This window comes from Arthrobacter sp. SE2 (genome assembly GCF_058244265.1).
This window is the reverse complement of sequence record NZ_JBZAYA010000016.1, coordinates 1-16,453: the sequence shown is the minus strand read 5'-3', so window position 1 is coordinate 16,453 and position 16,453 is coordinate 1. Positions and strand designations below refer to the sequence as shown.

Below are 16,453 nucleotides of genomic sequence, written 5' to 3'. Positions count from 1 at the left end.
GATCAGCAACGCCGCAGCCCCGCCAAACCGGTCCGGGCGCCGCCGCTTCACTCCTTTGCCGGCGGCGCCCGGACTCTCCACTCCCTCGTAACGCACTCCCGCGACTCTCTGAAAGGGAACCAGCACATGGACCCGCTCCACCTCCGTTCCGCCGGCACAAGCCTGGTGGTCAGTTTCGATAACGGAGAGGCCGAGGTCATCCACTGGGGTGCCGATCTCGGCAGCGCCCTCCCGGACCTCGCCATCCTGGGCGAACCCATCCCGCACTCCGCCGTCGACGCGAACGTACCGGCGGCGCTCCTCCCCCAAGGCTCCTCCGCCTGGCAGGGCCGTCCGGGCCTCCGCGGCCAGCGAATCGCCGACGGCGTCCCGGGACTGGACTTTTCGCTCCGGCTTCGCGTAGTGGATGTGCAGGCTGACGGCAGCTCCGCCGTCGCCTCTGCAGCGATTGTCCAGAAGGATCCCGACGCCGGAATCACCGTGACGTCCACGCTCACCCTTCACCCCGGCGGCCTCCTCGAGCTGCGCCACACTGCCGTCAACGACGGCACGTCCCCCTTCCAGCTCGACGAACTGGCCACCGTCCTCCCGGTGGGGCCGGACGCCGTCGAACTCCTCGACCTCACCGGGCGCTGGTGCCGCGAACGGCACCCACAGCGCCGGGCCGTCCAGCAAGGGACCTGGGTGCGGACGGGACGCCACGGGCGCACGGGGCACGATTCCTCGCTGCTTTTCGCGGCGGGTACCGCCGGATTCGGCAATCGCCACGGAAAGGTCTGGGCCACCCATCTGGCCTGGAGCGGCAACCACGAACAATTCGCCGACACCGTGGCCGATGGCCGTACCATGATCGGCGGCTCCGAGCTCCTGGGCCCGGCCGAAGTGGTGCTCCAGCCCGGCGAGGGCTACACCACGCCCGCACTGTTTGCCGCCTACTCGGACCGCGGCCTGGACGGCATCAGCGAAGCCTTCTACAGCTGGTTCCGGTCCCGCCCGCACCACGTCCTGCCTGCGGCTTCCACGGGACTCCCCGCCGGCAAGGCCCGCCCGGTGGTCCTGAACACCTGGGAGGCCGTGTACTTCGACCACAAGCTGGACAGCCTGATCGAGCTCGCGGAGTCCGCTGCGGAACTGGGCGTTGAGCGCTTCGTGCTCGACGACGGCTGGTTCCGCGGGCGCCGTGACGACCACGCCGGCCTGGGTGATTGGTACGTCGACGAAACCCTTTGGCCCGACGGCCTGACACCGCTCATCGAGGCCGTGAACTCCCACGGCATGGAATTCGGGCTCTGGGTGGAACCGGAAATGGTCAACCTGGATTCCGATGTTGCCCGGGCGCACCCCGACTGGATCGTGGGCCCCGCTGCGCTCTCCCACAAGAACGGCGGCCGCCTCCCCCTGGAATGGCGCCACCAGCACATCATCGACCTCGTCAACCCCGCGGCCTGGCAGTACGTGTTCGAACGGATCGACGCCCTGCTGGGGGAAAACAACATCAAGTATCTCAAATGGGACCAGAACCGGGACCTCAGCGAGCATGGCCATGCAGGCCGGGCATCCGTGCATGCGCAGACCCTTGCGGCCTACCGGCTCTTCGACGAGCTCCGCAAGGCCCACCCCGGCGTCGAGATCGAAAGCTGCTCTTCGGGCGGGGCCCGGGTGGACCTCGGCATCCTTGAGCGGACCGATCGTATCTGGGGATCGGACTGCAACGACGCCCTCGAGAGGCAGACCATCCAGCGCTGGACCGGCGTCGTGGTTCCACCGGAACTGGTGGGCGGGCACATCGGACCCACCACCTCGCACACCACGGCCCGCACGCACGATCTCTCCTTCCGCGCCATCACTGCGATGTTCGGGCATTTCGGCATGGAATGGGATGTCCGCCAAGTGCAGGGCGCCGAACGCGAGGAACTCAAGCGCTTCATCGGCCTCTACAAGGAGCACCGCGGGCTCATCCACAGCGGGCGGATGGTTCGTGCGGACGTCCCGGACGACTCGCTGATGCTGCACGGCGTAGTGTCCGACGACGGCGACGCTGGTTTGTTCGCCGTCGTCAGCACCCGGACGTCGTTCGCGGAACAACCCGGACGGCTGGCTGTTCCGGGCCTCGACCCCGAGCGTTCCTACAGGGTGCAAGCCATTTTCCCGGCCCCCGGCGATGCCGACTATGCCCGCACGTTCACCCAGGTGCAGCCGCCGGCATGGTTGCCATCCGGGGCCCAGGCGAGCGGCCGATTCCTTGCGGAGGTGGGGCTTCCGATGCCGGTCCTGAACCCGGAGCACGCGCTGCTGCTCAGCTGCACCGCGGTGTAGCTGCTGTTTGGCGTTTCTTACGCTGTTTGGCGTTTCTTACGCTGTCCAGCGCCGCGGCGCCGCCGGGCAGCGTAAGAAACGCCGGACCGGCTCGGCGCACCGATAGATTGGGAGTCATGACTGAAGCTCCCACCGCCACCGAAGCCGGTCGCGGCACCATCCTCGTCCTCAATGGCCCCAACCTGAACCTGCTGGGCACGCGCGAGCCGGAAAAGTACGGCACTTCCACGTTGGCCGACGTCGAACAGCTCGCCATGGCAGCCGCCGAGGCCAACGGCTTCACAGTGGACTGCGTCCAGTCCAACCATGAGGGCGACCTCCTGGACGCCATACACGGAGCCCGCGGAACCGCCGTCGGGATCGTCATCAACGCTGGTGCCTACACACATACTTCCGTGGCACTGCGGGACGCCCTTGCAGCAGTGCAGCTTCCCGCCGTCGAGGTCCACATCACCAATGTGCACCAGCGCGAGGAATTCCGGCACCACTCCTACCTGTCTCCGGTGTGCTCCGCAGTGATCGTCGGCGCAGGAGTCCAGGGCTACAAGCTGGCCATCGACTACCTCGCCACCGCGGTCTAGATCCTCGGACGGAGCAGGGTTCCCTCGGCACTCCCCTGGGGACATGCTCAACGTTCGCGGCCAGCACTGGACATATTCGCAATATGTCCAGTGCTTAGATCAAGCGCAGAGCATGTCCCTTGGTGGGAGGGCTATTTCTTGGTGCACTGGCCCGACGACACCGCATCGCTCAGGGATGGTGCTTGCTTGGCCACTGGCGAGAGCTCGTCCATGGTGAGGGCATAGCCAACTGCCACATCCGAAGTGGTCTTGGCGAAGACCACGCCGGCAACCTGCCCCTGGGTCGTCAGCAGCGGACCGCCCGAATTGCCCGGCTGCACGTCTCCGGCCAGCTTGTAGACCTGCTCCGGGGACGGGTTGTTGCCATAAATGTCGGGGACCAGCAGGGTCGAGATGCCCTCCACCGCGGCTGGCTTGGACTGGAACGGACCACCGTGGGGGTAGCCTGCGAAGGCCGCCGGCGAACCAGCCGGAAGGTCGGCGCTCAATTGGAGCGGCGCCGTCGGGAGACCGTCGACGGCGACCACGGCCAGGTCGCGTTGGCTGTCGAAGAAGACCACTCGACCAGGCAACGCACCGCCGTCGGGGATTTCAACTACAGGCTGCGACACGCCCGCCACGACGTGCGCGTTGGTCACCACGCGGCCGGGGGAAACCACGAAGCCGGAGCCCGTCTGGTTTTGGCCGCACTGGTAGGCCGTGCCTGCAATCTTCAGCACTGAATGGGCCGCGTTGTTGAGTGCCGGAGTGTCAGTGCTGGTGTTCGGAACGGGCACTGGAGCCACGGGGCCAATGCCCTCGATGAGCTGCGGAATGCCGTTGCCCATGACCGTGGAACGCAGTTGCGCCACGCTGGCCTTGACGGGTGTGGGCGTTATGGTGTCGATGAAGCGGATCACCTTGGAATCGGCGAGCTGCTGCGAAACGAATGGCACACCCAAGGAGCCGATGCTGAATGCCAACATGGACATGACCAGTGCGGCGACTATCAAGCTAACGAAACCACCCAGCACGCGGTCAAGTGCGTGCAATGGCTGGATGCGCACCGCTTTGCGGACCCTCTGGCCGATCCAGGTACCGAGCCCGTGCCCCAGGACAATGAGCACCACGGCCGAGCCGATAATGGCGGTCAGCCTCCAGCCACTGTCCTTCACCCAGTCGCCGACAAGCGGGACCGCGATAAAAGCAGCCGCTGCGCCTACTGCGAAGCCTGCGATTCCTCCGAGCGTCACGAAGAAGCCGTTGCGCAGTCCGTAGATCAGGTAGGAAAGAAGCGTCAAAATCAACGCCAGGTCCAATATGGTCAAGCCGAACACCAAAGCTCCTCACAGCCGGGTAAGCCCCAATTGTAGTTGCACAGACTGACAGCTTCCCTTCGGAAGCAAGCTGTCGTCCAGATCGCGCAGCCGCCGCCCAGCAGGGCATTCCCGGCCGATTGAGGCGCGGATTTGGGCCTCTTCCGCGTGATTTAGGGCGTTTCGGCTGCCAAGTACGTCACAGAGGCGACAAAATTCTGAAACAATGGCTGAAGCGCCCCAGCCGAACTTTTACTCAGGAGATTTCATGGATATCGAGGTATTGCGCCGCGCACCCCTCTTCGCCACCCTTGACGACGACGCTTTCCGTCTGCTGACGGACGAACTCACAGAGGTGGACCTTTCACGCGGAGCGTCCGTTTTCCGTGAGGGCGATCAGGGTGACCAGCTCTACTTCATCGTGTCCGGCAAGGTTAAGCTCGGCCGCACCTCTCCGGACGGCCGCGAATCCCTGCTGGCCATCCTCGGCCCGGGCGAGCTCTTCGGCGAGATGGCCCTGTTCGACCCCAGCCCGCGCACCGCGACAGCCACGGCCGTTTCCGAGACCCGTCTGGCAGGCCTGAAGAACGAAAGCCTCAACGCCCTGCTGCGCACTCGGCCCGAGGTGTCGGCACAATTGCTGCAGGCCCTCGCCCGCCGCCTGCGCCGCACCAACGATTCCCTGTCCGACCTCGTGTTCTCAGACGTCCCGGGCCGTGTCGCCAAGGCCCTGCTGGACCTCGCGGACCGCTTCGGCCGGCCCGCGACCGACGGCGTCCTGGTGGCCCACGAACTCACGCAGGAAGAACTGGCCCAGCTGGTCGGAGCCTCCCGCGAGACGGTCAACAAGGCCCTTGCCGAGTTCGTTCAGCGCGGTTGGCTCCGCCTGGAGGCCCGCGCAGTGGTCATCCTGGACATGCAGCGACTCCGCCAGCGCTCCCGGTAAATATCCACCAAGACACACATGCACGAAGGTCGCCCCGGTTGAACCAGGGCGACCTTTTGCATGAGCGGGATGGGGACAATCTGGGGAAGGACAGAAGCCCGGCATCCGGCAGCGTGCGTCTAAGCGAGGCACGAGCGAGCACGCCGAGGATGTCGGGCTTCCGTCCGAGATTGTGGCAGCTCAGCGCTCCCGCTGCGGCTCCCCTGAAACCGTCCGGGCGGCTTCGACTTCGAGCATGAGTGCGCCATCCTCCTCGACGAGCCGCGGCTGGTACATGTGTGGCTTCCGTTTGTAGCTGAGGTACGCAATGCAGCCTTGGGAAGCGGCCATCTTCTCGAGGATGATCTCCGACCCCGGCACCAGCAATTGGCCCAGTGGCAAGCCAACCGTGTTTTCCTGGCCGATTTCGTCCCCAAGCGCAGTGGTTTCGCGATCGGCCATAAGTTTGGAAACGCACACCCAACGCCCCCAGACACCCTTGCTGGCCAGCAGCGAGGGCTGTTGGTTAACCGGAAGGGTTGCCGCGAAGTAGCGGGTGTTGAAGCGACGGTGCGCGAAGTCCGGGCTGAGCCAGTTGACGAGCGGCTTGAGCAGGTCCGTCCGCAGCGACAGGCCACGCTTGGCCAGGACATCCGTGAAGGACTTGTCCTGCGCTGCTACGGCCTCGCGGGCCTTCATCCACTCGGGAGTGGATGTCGCCTCCACTGTGGAGGACAGGTCAGGGCCGGCCAGAAGCACGCCGGTTTCCTCGAACAGTTCGCGGATGGCGCCCACCACGTGGCGGCGGGCAAGTCCGACGTCGGCGGTCCCTAGCGTCTCAGCCCAATGCTGAGGTGAGGGGCCCAGCCAGCCGAGGGCGTCCTCGTCGGTGGGTTCCAGCGATCCGCCGGGAAACGCGACAACGCCCAGCGGCGAGGAACCGGGACGGTAACCCATCCACGTTTCCAGGCCGGTAGGCGAATCGCGGAGCAGGACAACAGATGATGCAAAACGCGCGGCGCGGGGGGCCCGTTCGCCGAGCTCAAGCCAATTCCGTGCAGCCCCTTCTAGTTCAGGGGGTAACGCAAACAGGCGTCGGGCTAGTTGTGGCAATTGAGTGAACCGGTTCCTTAGCTGAATTCAGCGATCAACTCGACCTCGACGGGAGAGTCGAGCGGAAGGACTGCAACGCCGACGGCGGAACGCGCGTGCTGCCCTTTGTCGCCGAAGACACGCCCGAGGAGCTCGGATGCACCATTAATTACACCGGGCTGGCCGGTGAAGGAGGCATCGGAAGCCACGAAGCCGACGACCTTTACGATGCGCGTGATGCGATCGAGGTCCCCGATGACGCTCTTGACGGCCGCCAAGGCATTGACGGCACAGACGGCTGCATACATCTGCGCGTCTTCCGGAGACACCGTGGGCTCTTCCGAAAGGCCCTCTTCACCGCTGGAGACTTTGCCCGTAGCTTCGAGTTTGCCGTTAATGAAGGGCAGCTGTCCGGAGGTGTAGACGTGGTTGCCGGAGACGATGGCCGGAACATAGGCGGCCACCGGAGCTGCGACAGCCGGCAGGGTCAGTCCCAGTTCGGCAAGGCGCTGCTCGACGGCGGATGCCGGAGCTGTGGAATCCGCGCCAACGGTGGCTTCTGCGGGGGTTGTCATTGTTACTGCTTCTCCCTCTTCAAGTATGCAACAAGTCCGTTTCCGTCGGGTCCGGGGACAACCTGGACGAGCTCCCAGCCGTCCTCTCCCCACTGGTCCAGAATCTGCTTTGTGGCGTGAATGATGAGCGGAATCGTCGCGTACTCCCATTTGGTCATGAAAGAAAGACTAGCCCTTGCCGGTAAAGTGGTGAACATGGTGACTCGTAGGAACCCTCTATTCGACACTGCCACCACTCTTGGAAAGATCCTCGGATTCCTCGGTGTGAGCGCTATTTGTGGTGTCCTGGTGGCGGGCTTGCTCGTTCCCGCGGCCGCCGTTTCAGGCAGTGCGGCTAGTGGGTCCATTCAGTTCTTTGACACGCTGCCGGCGGAACTTCAGGTGAATCCGCCCAGCCAGGCCACCACCATCCTGGCCGCGGATGGCAGCCAGATCGCCTCCATCTACTCCGAAAACCGCACGCGGGTCTCGCTCGACCAGATGAGCCCTTTCATCAAGGACGCGATCGTCTCGGTCGAGGACAGCCGTTTCTATGAGCACGGCGGCATCGACGCCACCGGCATCATGCGCGCCATCGTCAGCACAGCGCGCGGAAAACAGCAGGGTGCCTCCACCATCACCCAGCAGTACGTGAACAACGTCATCAACGAGTCCCTCGTTTCCCAGGACAAGGCTTCCGACGTCAAGCTCAACGGCGTCAACAAGGGCGTCGGCGACAAACTCCGCGAAATGAAGCTGGCCATCGCGCTGGAGAAGAAGTTCTCCAAGCAGCAAATCCTTGAGGGTTACCTCAACATCGTCTTCTTCAATAAGGACGCTTACGGTATCGAGGCCGCTTCGAGGCTGTTCTTCAGCACCAGCGCCAAGGACCTCACCTTGCCGCAGGCCGCATTGCTGGCCGGCGTGGTCAACAGCCCGTCCTACTACGACCCGGTGACGAACCCGGACCACGCGAAACAGCGTCGCGACCTGGTGCTCGGCCTCATGCTGGACCAGGGAAAGATCAAGAAGGCTGACTATGATGCCGCCATCGCGACGCCGGTGACCACCAAGGTCACCCAGCCTCGCCAAGGCTGCGCATATGCCGCTACGGCCCCGTATTTCTGTGACTACGTACTTCACTTGCTCCTGAACAACCCGGCGTACGGCGCCACCCCGGTCGAGCGCGCCAACCGCGTCGCACGAGGTGGCCTGACCATCCAGACCACTCTGGATCCCAAAGCCCAGAGCGTTGCCCAAAGCCAAGTTGATGCCACTACGGGGGCAAACCCGGATAAGTGGGGCGCCACTATCGTCTCGGTCCAGCCTGGTAGCGGAAAGATCGTTTCCATGGCCCAGAACACCGTGTGGCTGCCCGCACCGGGAAAGTTCGACCAGACGCAAAATTTCAACGTGGATGTGGTCGATCCACAGGGCAACGACCTTAACGGTTTGGGCGGATTCCAGCCCGGCTCTACCATGAAGCCCTTCACATTTGCCGAGTGGCTCAATGAAGGCAAATCGATGAACACCACCATCAATGCGACAGTGCGCAAGTATCCGCAGAATTTCCCTTGGCGGAACACCTGCCCCACCCCCGAAAATGGCTTCTACGACGCCAATGTCACAGGGAGTTACGACCTCCAGAACTCCGATGACACCCACTACCGCTCCATGACGGTCCTTTACGGTCTGATGAACTCGATCAACACCGCGACCTTCGCCTCTGCATCGCAACTGGACCTTTGCGGCATCCAGAAGATCGTCGACGCCGTGGGCATCCACGGGGGAAACCCTGCACGCGACAAGTCCGGGGCGGTCACGGATGCCAATCCGAAGGTTCCCATGACCACGCTGGGTAACCTGATCGGTTCAACGCAGACCGCGCCGCTCACTATGGCCAGTGCCATGGCAACGTTCTCCAACAACGGCAAATACTGCGAGCCCATCGCTGTCACTTCCGTGACGGACCAGACAGGCGCAAAGCTTCCCGCCCAGTCCCCGAACTGCCGCGACGCAGTCTCTCCGGAGGTTGCCCACGGTGTTGCTTACGCCATGCAAGAGGTGCTTAACCAGGGTTCCGGTTCGCTGATCCAGCCCAGGATTTCCACCAAGACCAGTTTCCCGATCGCGGCCAAAACCGGAACCAATGACAGCAACGGCTCCACCTGGGTTGTGGGCTACACTTCCGGCCTCGCGACGGCCAGCTGGTTCGGCGATCCGCTGGGTGGCCAAACCCGCTTCGGCCGTAATATCACCGTGAACGGGAAGTTCTATCCCAGCATCGACGGTTACATGATCGCCGGTCCGCAGTTCTCCAACTACATGTCCCAGGTTGCTCCTGCTTATGGAACCAACCCGTTCCCGGCACCGCCGTCGAATCTGCTCGATCCGCCAGGGTACAAGCCGTCGACGCCGAGCAATAACACTCCGGGCAACACAGCTCCGAACACTCAACCGACCACTCAGCCGAGCGGCAATGGAAATGGCAACGGAAACAAGAATGGCTAACGGCTCCAAGCCCGCCATGGAATCGCTGGCAAGCCGCGTCCGAAGCATCGGACGCGGCTTTGCCGTAGCTGCAGGTGCGGGCGCAACTGCAGGCGTTGCCGGCCTCGCTTATGGCCTCTGGGAAAAGAACCAGTTCGTGCTCCGGGAGGAGACCGTTCCCATCCTGCCCGAAGGCTCGGATCCCCTCCGGGTGCTGCACATAAGCGACATTCATTTCGTACCAAGCCAACGCAAAAAGGCCGAATGGCTGCGTTCGCTCGCGGCGCTTGAACCTGACCTCGTGGTGAACACAGGTGACAATCTCAGCCACCCCCACGCCGTCGTTCCGCTGTTGGATGCATTGCGGCCCTTGTTGAAGTTCCCGGGCGTCTTCGTCCCGGGCTCCAACGACTATTACGCCCCCCGGTTCAAGAACCCGGCCACGTATTTCCTCGGCCCGTCGCGCGTCAAGAACAATCCGGTCGAGCTCGATTGGCCGCGCCTTCGTTCGGGATTCGGGATGTCGGGCTGGATCGACCTCACCAACAGGCACCAGTCCCTGCCCCTCAACGGAATCCGTTTCGATTTCTCCGGAGTGGACGATCCCCATCTGAATCGGGAACGCTACACCGGCTGGCCGCGCGGCACCGTCGGACAGGACTCCCGCCCACACCTGCGCGTAGCCGTCATCCACGCCCCCTACCAACGGGTCCTGGACCATTTCACGAACGACTCCGCAGACCTCATCCTCGCCGGACACACCCACGGCGGCCAGATCTGCATCCCCGGTTACGGTGCTTTGGTTGCCAATTGCGATCTCCCCACCTGGCGCGCCAAAGGCCTGCATGACTGGGAGAACAACGGACGCACGACGCCGGTCAACGTCTCGGGCGGCATCGGCACCTCACGCTTCGCCCCGGTCCGGATCGCCTGCAAGCCGGAAGCCGTGCTGCTGACACTGACGGCACGCCAATAGCCAGCCCCACGGCCGAGCATGCCCCTCCGGCCACGCCAAGAGCCGAGCATGTCCTGGCGAGGGGCGGTTCCGAATACCTCGTATCACGGAACGCAATGGTGCTGTGAATCCTGTTACACGATGGCATAGGGTAGTTGCTATAGGAAACTACCTCCGTGCATCGCGCCGGACAGGCGCGGAACGCCGGGGACAAAGCTGTTGAGAAGCGGGCATGGCCAAACAGACTTCATTCTTCACCTCCGTCAAACGTCTCTATCCGCACGTTAAACCGATCCTCCCCCGGCTTTTCATGGGGCTGGTCAGCGCTCTGCTGGCCAGCATTATGGCGCTTGCCATCCCGCAGGTGCTGCGGGTTTTGATCAACGGCTCCCTCCACCCTGGCGGCCCTACCAACGCTGTCTGGACTGCAGCCGTAGTGGTTCTGGCACTCGGCATCGCGGAAGCCGGGCTTGTGGCGCTGCGGCGCCAGTTCGTCATCAATCCCGCGACCACCGTGGAATCGAGGATGCGGGTGTCCCTCTACGGGCATCTGCAGGACCTCACTGTTTCCTTCCATGACCGTTGGGGTTCAGGACAGCTCTTGTCCCGCGCGATGACGGACTTGAACTTCCTGCGGCGTTGGATGGCCTTCGGCGCGATCATGCTGGTGGTGACCACCTTGACCGTGGTGATCGGCGTGGCGGTGATGTTCGCGATGAGCTGGCAGCTAGCGTTGATCTTCCTGGCCGCCGCGGTGCCCATCATGATCTATTCCTTCCGTTTCCGCCGCCGCTTCAGCCTCGTGACCCGGCTGAGCCAGGACCAGGCCGGCGATCTCGCCACCACGGTGGAGGAGTCCGTTCACGGCATCCGCGTGCTCAAGGCCTTCGGTCGCAGCCGCGAAGCGCTGGAGAACTTCAACGAGCAGGCAGAGGAGCTGAGGCAGACCGAGATCGCCAAGGCCAAGCACCAAGCCACCTTCACTCTCGTTGTGACGCTGCTGCCCGAGCTGGCGCTCGGCGTCGGGCTCGTGGCGGGCGTCCTGCTCGTCTCCACGGGCCAACTCAGCATTGGTTCCCTGGTTGCGTTCTTCGGCACCGCGGCTGTTGTGGCAGCACCGGTGGAATTCTCGGGGACCCTCCTGGCCATGGCATTGACCGCCAAGACCGCGCTCGACCGCCACTTCGAGGTCATGGACACGCCCAACACCATCACCAGTCCGGCGAACCCCAGAACACCCAAGGAACTGCGCGGGGCTTTGAGCTTCAAGGGCGCCGCCTTCGGTTTCGACGACGGCGCCCGGCTCCTGAACGACATCACCCTGGACATCAGGCCCGGCGAAACCATGGCCCTGGTGGGCATTACCGGCAGCGGAAAGAGCGCCTTGCTCCAGCTGGTCCCCCGGCTCTACGACGTGACCGAAGGATCCGTAACCATCGACGGCGTGGATGTCCGCGACTTCAGCGTCGAGCAGCTGAGGACCGTCGTAGCGGTCGCCTTCGAGGACACCACCCTCTTTTCCAGCTCGGTCCGGGACAACGTGCTGCTCGGCGCGCCCGACACGTCCGAGGAAGCCCTCGAGGAAGCGCTCGACGTCGCGCAGGCGCACTTCGCGTATTCGCTGCCCGACGGCGTCGGGACCCTCATCGGAGAGGAAGGGCTGAGTCTTTCCGGCGGCCAGCGGCAGCGGATCGCGCTCGCCCGGGCCATCGCAGCCAAGCCCAAGGTGCTCGTGTTGGATGATCCGCTATCGGCCCTGGACGTGAACACGGAGGAACTCGTCGAAGCCGGGCTCCGCGAAGTCCTCCGGGACACCACCACGCTCATCGTCGCGCACAGGCCCTCGACCGTTGCCCTGGCCGACCGGGTGGCGCTGCTCGAAAACGGAACCATCACCGCCGTCGGGACCCATACGGAACTGTTGGCCAACAACGCCCACTACCGCTACGTGATCGCAAGCCTCGACTCCGGTCCGAAGGACCTCGACCTCGAACTCGACGAGCTGGAACACGAGCTGGATTCGGAACAGCACATGGACCAAGCCGGGGAGGGCCGCCGATGAGCACCTTCGGAACCGCCAATGAAGACAACGCCCACCTCAGCCGCAGCGACAGCAAAGCAGTACGACGGCGGTCGGTCGCCTTGCTGGGGTCACTCATCCGGCCGGTGCGGTTGCGGTTCTGGCTGACGCTGGTAATGGTGGTGCTCTCGCAGGCCACCCGGGTAGCCGGACCGGCGATCATCGCTTTCGGCATCGACCACGCACTGCCCTCGCTGCTTGCCGGGAACAACATGCCAGTGATCCAGGCCGGCGTCCTCTATCTGACGGCGGCAGTCGCCACGGCGATTTTGACGGCCCTCTACGTCACTTCCACGGCGAAGCTGAGCCAATCCATGCTTCTGGACCTGCGGCTGCGGGTGTTCCGGCACACCCAACGGCTTAGTTTGGAGTTCCACGAGAAGTACACCTCGGGCCGGATCATCGCGCGCCAGACTTCGGACCTTGAGGCGCTTCGCGAGCTCCTCGATTCGGGTGTCAGCTCGCTGGCATCCGGGATCCTGTTCATGCTTTTCACGGCATTTACGGTATTTGCCCTCGACTGGCGCAGCGGGCTACTCATGCTGGCCACCGGCGTGCCCGCGTACTTCCTGGCCCGCTGGTACCAGAAGCACTCTCAGATTGCCTTCCGCGAATCGCGGGTGGTATCCGCGAGGCTGATTGTCCACTTCGTGGAAACCATGACCGGCATCCGGGCCATCAAGGCATTCCGCAAGGAGCCGGAGAACGCGCAGCGGTATGCCGAACTCTCCGAGGACTATCGCAAAGTCACGGTCCGCTCCATCAACCTCAACGGTGTCTTCCAACCGGGCCTGGTCCTCATCGGCAACGTGTGCGTGGCAGTGGTCCTGCTCTTCGGCGGCTTCCGGGTGCTCTCCGGAGACCTGGCGGTGGGTGTACTCCTGGCACTGATCCTTTCAACGAAGCGCTTCTTCCAGCCCGTGGACCAGATGGCCATGTTCTACAACTCCTTCCAGAGCGCCCAGGCCGCGCTCGAGAAGGTGTCCGGCCTGCTCGAAGAAGTCCCGACGGTCCGGCCGCCCAAGAACCCTGTGCCCTTGCCCCATGCCCGCGGAGAAATCGACTTCCGTGGCGTCGAGTTCGGCTACGGGAACGGCAAGGTAGTGGTCCCCAAGCTGGACCTCCACATTCCCGCCGGACAGACCATAGCGCTCGTCGGACAGACCGGTGCCGGCAAATCGACCTTCGCCAAGCTGATCGCCCGCTTCTACGACGTCACCGAAGGCTCATTGACCCTCGACGGCGTCGACCTCCGGGAGCTCTCGACGGCGGACCTGCGCCGCGCCGTCGTGATGGTCACCCAGGAAGCCTTCCTCTTCAGCGGCTCCGTAGCGGACAACATCGCCTTAGGGCGGCCCGAGGCCACGCGTGCGGAGATCGAAGCCGCCGCGAAGGCCGTTGGTGCGCACGACTTCATCTCCGCCTTGCCCGACGGCTACGACACCGACGTCAACAAGCGCGGCGGCCGCGTCTCCGCCGGGCAACGGCAGCTGATCGGCTTTGCCCGGGCATTCATCGCGGCCCCGGCAGTACTCATCCTGGACGAAGCGACATCTTCGCTTGATATCCCCTCCGAACGGCTGGTGCAGGCCGGCCTCGGCAGGCTGCTGTCCGGAACGGACTCCGAGCGGACCGCCATCATCATCGCCCACCGGCTCTCTACTGTGGAGACCGCAGACCGGGTGCTGGTGGTGCACGAGGGGCGCATCGTCGAAGACGGCACGCCTGCCGAACTCATCGGCCGAGGAGGACGCTTCGCCCGCTTACACGGCGCCTGGAAGGACTCGCTGGTCTGAGGTTGTTGTTCCCGGGGGCGGCTTCCTTCGATTTCGCATCCGGGGAGGGATCGGCTATTCTTGAACAGTTGCTTTCGCAGCGGATCGGGATGTAGCGCAGCTTGGTAGCGCGCTTCGTTCGGGACGAAGAGGTCGCAGGTTCAAATCCTGTCATCCCGACCAATTGGTAGAAGACCTTCCACTCGGAAGGTCTTCTACTTTATTTAACGAGCTTTTCGGGAGCCCTGGAAAACCGGAAAAAACATTCCCCTGACCGGTTTTCCTCACCCGCCCAAGGTTTAGAGACAAGTGTTGTTAACAACCCCGGCACAATGACCCGGGGTATATCACGGTCCACGCCGAACTTGGCGCAAAAGAAATCCCCGGTGTGTCGATTTCAGACTACCGGGGATTTCTTCACTTCATTTGAATTATCCAGCGCCTGCCGGGATCTCCGGGAGTCGCCGTCGAGCTACACGGGATCGGGCCAGTTGCCGATAGCCTGCGAGACCCTCATCGGATCAGGCCAGTTACCGATAGCCTGCGAAACCACGCCCATCGGATCTGGCCAGTTGCCGATAGCCTGCGAGATCCTCATCGGATCTGGCCAGTTACCAATGCTGAGCACCGTACTGACGGTGTCTGCCACAGGGGCTGCCGAAACCACGGCTGGCGCCGCGGCGGAGAATGCAAGAGCGCCGGCCAAGGCCACTGCTGCAGCAATCTTCTTCAACATAATTTTTCCTCAATGCGAGTCGGATTCGTTACGGAAATTTAGCGGTCCCTGTTGACATTCATTGTAAAATGTTTTCCACAGCGACTGTCAAGCTTTAGGCGTAAAGACAGCGCAAAGACAAGCCTCTAGGAGGAACCTGTGGGGAACGGATTCGGAGAAAAGCTCCGTGCCGAACGGCTCGAACGTGGGCTGACCCAGGCTGAATTGGGCAGGGACCTTTACTCGCCCAGCTATATTTCGCTTCTTGAAACCGGCCGGCGGGAGCCCACGGCCGAAGTCATTGAAGAACTCGCCCGCCGTCTGGAGCTGGCACCAAAAGCCTTGGAAGCCTGGAGCCAGCCCGTATCCGTCAGTGACGCCGAATACGTGCTCGCGGGGCTGTACGCCAGGCAAGCTTGGGACCTCAGGGACTACCCGCTTGCCGCAAGCCACGCATCAACCGCCGCCCAAATCGCGCTCGAGGCAAAGAACACCAGCGCCTGGTGGAACATGACCTACATGCAGGCCGAATGCCTCATGAAGCAGGGGCAGTTGAAGGAATGCCAGCAGATCATCCAGCATCTCCTGGAACATCCCATGGCTACCGAATCCGCAGGCCTCGGAGTCCGTGCCCGGCAGATGCTTGCCGCCGTCTGCCACGGACAAGGGCAGCTGGCCACCGCCGTCGAGCATGCCAAGCAAGCCGTAAGGCTATCTGAGCAGCTGCCGAAAGGCTCAACGTTGATCATCGGGGCGCACCGCGCCTTGATCGGTGCATTGGCCGAGAGTGGCAGGTTGGACGAAGCCTGGACATATTGCCAGGCCATGAACAACCAGATGGACGACCATTCGATGTCACAGCTTGCAGGCGAAGTGGCCTGGGTGGTGGGAAACGTGGCCTTCATGCGCCACGACTATGTTGAAGGCATCAAGCATCACGAGCGCGCCGCAAAGCTGCTCTCCCCCGCCAATGACATTGAGCTGTGGGCCCGTTTCAACAAGGCATCGGCGGCCGTCCGGCTGTCCTCGGGAATCGTAGAGCCGGAGACGCTCTCAGCTATCGAACGCGCTGAACTCGCTCTGTCGATTGTGGGCGGAAACAAGACGGATCAGCTCGAAGTTGCCTTTATCCGCGCCCGCTGGCTGTACTTGACGGGCGACATCCCGGCCGCCATCACCAAGCTGCGCGAAATCCACGCGGACCGCGATGTACTCGCCCGGCACACTGCAGGCGAAGTCGCTTTCCTCCTTGGCAAGGCACTCAAAGCGGCCGGTGAAAACACGGACGCACTGGTCCATCTCGAAGAAGCCCAACGCGATTTCACCGCCGCGGGTGCAGCCGACCGCGTCCAGCAGGCCATGGACTCCGTACTGGAGATCAGGCTGGCGGAACGTCGGGCGGCGTCGGGCCATGGCGGGAGCGCGCAGTCTTCCCGCGCAAGCTGAGCAACGCGGCTCTGATCTGCTGGGGCGAACCCAACTGACTTGCAGTTGTGGGGGGTGTTGGGGGGGGGGGCCGACCACCCAACCGGCGCAGAGCGGGGTGGGCGGGGGCGGCGGGGGGGGGGGGGGGCCGGCGCGGGGGGGGGGGCCGCAGGCCGGGGAGGGGGGGCAAGCGGTGTGGGGGTGTTTGAACCAGGCCCCCAAAGCGGGGGGGAGGGTGGCGCACCCGCCC

Annotated in this window: 13 protein-coding genes and 1 tRNA gene; 9 read left to right on the top strand and 5 right to left on the bottom strand. The window is 63.6% G+C overall.

Annotated features, from left to right (window positions below; translation table 11 throughout):
* Positions 1-126: 126 nt before the first annotated feature.
* Together AC4CS3_RS18655 and aroQ are read left to right on the top strand one after the other, a co-directional pair.
* Positions 127-2,316, top strand: a complete 2,190-nt coding sequence (locus AC4CS3_RS18655; protein WP_490784676.1) for an alpha-galactosidase — start codon at positions 127-129, stop codon at positions 2,314-2,316.
* Between the two features lie 116 nt (positions 2,317-2,432).
* Positions 2,433-2,897 carry a type II 3-dehydroquinate dehydratase gene (gene aroQ / locus AC4CS3_RS18650; RefSeq protein ID WP_059389485.1) on the top strand — a complete coding sequence of 155 codons (465 nt, stop codon included), beginning with the start codon at positions 2,433-2,435 and terminating at the stop codon, positions 2,895-2,897.
* A gap of 131 nt (positions 2,898-3,028) precedes the next feature.
* On the opposite strand, the gene AC4CS3_RS18645 is transcribed toward aroQ, so the two are convergent.
* The gene (locus AC4CS3_RS18645; protein ID WP_490784675.1) at positions 3,029-4,213 is read right to left on the bottom strand and encodes a MarP family serine protease; all 1,185 of its coding nucleotides are present in this window, start codon (positions 4,211-4,213) and stop codon (positions 3,029-3,031) included.
* Between the two features lie 247 nt (positions 4,214-4,460).
* Between AC4CS3_RS18645 and AC4CS3_RS18640 the strand changes: the two genes are divergently transcribed.
* Positions 4,461-5,138, top strand: coding sequence for a Crp/Fnr family transcriptional regulator (locus AC4CS3_RS18640; protein ID WP_011775987.1), 678 nt, complete (start codon positions 4,461-4,463; stop codon positions 5,136-5,138).
* A 180-nt stretch (positions 5,139-5,318) separates the two neighbouring features.
* On the opposite strand, the gene AC4CS3_RS18635 is transcribed toward AC4CS3_RS18640, so the two are convergent.
* From AC4CS3_RS18635 to sp36, 3 genes are read right to left on the bottom strand one after another with little or no spacing between them, the layout of a single operon-like run.
* Positions 5,319-6,230, bottom strand: a complete 912-nt coding sequence (locus tag AC4CS3_RS18635) for an NUDIX hydrolase (RefSeq protein ID WP_490784674.1) — start codon at positions 6,228-6,230, stop codon at positions 5,319-5,321.
* 17 nt (positions 6,231-6,247) lie between these two features.
* Positions 6,248-6,784: a RidA family protein gene (locus AC4CS3_RS18630; RefSeq protein ID WP_236812779.1), complete on the bottom strand. Its 537-nt coding sequence runs from the start codon at positions 6,782-6,784 to the stop codon at positions 6,248-6,250.
* Between the two features lie 2 nt (positions 6,785-6,786).
* A complete protein-coding gene (gene sp36 / locus AC4CS3_RS18625) occupies positions 6,787-6,942 on the bottom strand; it encodes a Sp36 family protein (RefSeq protein ID WP_009359196.1) in 156 nt (51 codons plus the stop codon).
* Between sp36 and AC4CS3_RS18620 the strand changes: the two genes are divergently transcribed.
* The 5 genes from AC4CS3_RS18620 to AC4CS3_RS18600 all read left to right on the top strand — a co-directional run bounded on the left by AC4CS3_RS18620 (position 6,941) and on the right by AC4CS3_RS18600 (position 14,246).
* Entirely contained in the window at positions 6,941-9,274 is a 2,334-nt protein-coding gene (locus tag AC4CS3_RS18620) for a transglycosylase domain-containing protein (RefSeq protein ID WP_490784673.1), read from the top strand. The two genes, sp36 and AC4CS3_RS18620, sit on opposite strands and share 2 nt — an antisense overlap.
* Complete coding sequence (locus AC4CS3_RS18615) at positions 9,267-10,229, top strand: metallophosphoesterase (RefSeq protein WP_490784672.1); 963 nt, start codon at positions 9,267-9,269, stop codon at positions 10,227-10,229. Before AC4CS3_RS18620 ends, AC4CS3_RS18615 begins: the two co-directional genes overlap by 8 nt.
* 211 nt (positions 10,230-10,440) lie before the next feature.
* Positions 10,441-12,270 (top strand): ABC transporter ATP-binding protein, encoded by a 1,830-nt coding sequence (locus AC4CS3_RS18610; RefSeq protein WP_490784671.1) that lies wholly within the window; start codon positions 10,441-10,443, stop codon positions 12,268-12,270.
* Positions 12,267-14,084 carry an ABC transporter ATP-binding protein gene (locus AC4CS3_RS18605; RefSeq protein WP_490784670.1) on the top strand — a complete coding sequence of 606 codons (1,818 nt, stop codon included), beginning with the start codon at positions 12,267-12,269 and terminating at the stop codon, positions 14,082-14,084. Before AC4CS3_RS18610 ends, AC4CS3_RS18605 begins: the two co-directional genes overlap by 4 nt.
* Before the next feature lie 85 nt (positions 14,085-14,169).
* Positions 14,170-14,246 (top strand) — tRNA-Pro (locus tag AC4CS3_RS18600).
* Positions 14,247-14,535: 289 nt separating this feature from the next.
* Here the strand turns inward: AC4CS3_RS18600 and AC4CS3_RS18595 are convergent.
* Positions 14,536-14,799, bottom strand: a complete 264-nt coding sequence (locus tag AC4CS3_RS18595; protein WP_284983317.1) for a hypothetical protein — start codon at positions 14,797-14,799, stop codon at positions 14,536-14,538.
* 138 nt (positions 14,800-14,937) lie between these two features.
* Here AC4CS3_RS18595 and AC4CS3_RS18590 point away from each other — a divergent pair, with 138 nt between their 5' ends.
* Positions 14,938-16,224 carry a helix-turn-helix domain-containing protein gene (locus tag AC4CS3_RS18590; RefSeq protein ID WP_490784669.1) on the top strand — a complete coding sequence of 429 codons (1,287 nt, stop codon included), beginning with the start codon at positions 14,938-14,940 and terminating at the stop codon, positions 16,222-16,224.
* The last annotated feature ends 229 nt before the right edge of the window (positions 16,225-16,453 follow it).

Coding starts and splice junctions, on each gene's coding strand:
- AC4CS3_RS18595 (WP_284983317.1), bottom strand. CDS start 14,799: ATGTTGAAGAAGATTGCTGCAGCAGTGGCCTTGGCCGGCGCTCTTGCA.
- AC4CS3_RS18620 (WP_490784673.1), top strand. CDS start 6,941: ATGAAAGAAAGACTAGCCCTTGCCGGTAAAGTGGTGAACATGGTGACT.
- AC4CS3_RS18605 (WP_490784670.1), top strand. CDS start 12,267: ATGAGCACCTTCGGAACCGCCAATGAAGACAACGCCCACCTCAGCCGC.
- AC4CS3_RS18640 (WP_011775987.1), top strand. CDS start 4,461: ATGGATATCGAGGTATTGCGCCGCGCACCCCTCTTCGCCACCCTTGAC.
- AC4CS3_RS18630 (WP_236812779.1), bottom strand. CDS start 6,784: ATGACAACCCCCGCAGAAGCCACCGTTGGCGCGGATTCCACAGCTCCG.
- AC4CS3_RS18615 (WP_490784672.1), top strand. CDS start 9,267: ATGGCTAACGGCTCCAAGCCCGCCATGGAATCGCTGGCAAGCCGCGTC.
- AC4CS3_RS18655 (WP_490784676.1), top strand. CDS start 127: ATGGACCCGCTCCACCTCCGTTCCGCCGGCACAAGCCTGGTGGTCAGT.
- aroQ (WP_059389485.1), top strand. CDS start 2,433: ATGACTGAAGCTCCCACCGCCACCGAAGCCGGTCGCGGCACCATCCTC.
- sp36 (WP_009359196.1), bottom strand. CDS start 6,942: ATGACCAAATGGGAGTACGCGACGATTCCGCTCATCATTCACGCCACA.
- AC4CS3_RS18610 (WP_490784671.1), top strand. CDS start 10,441: ATGGCCAAACAGACTTCATTCTTCACCTCCGTCAAACGTCTCTATCCG.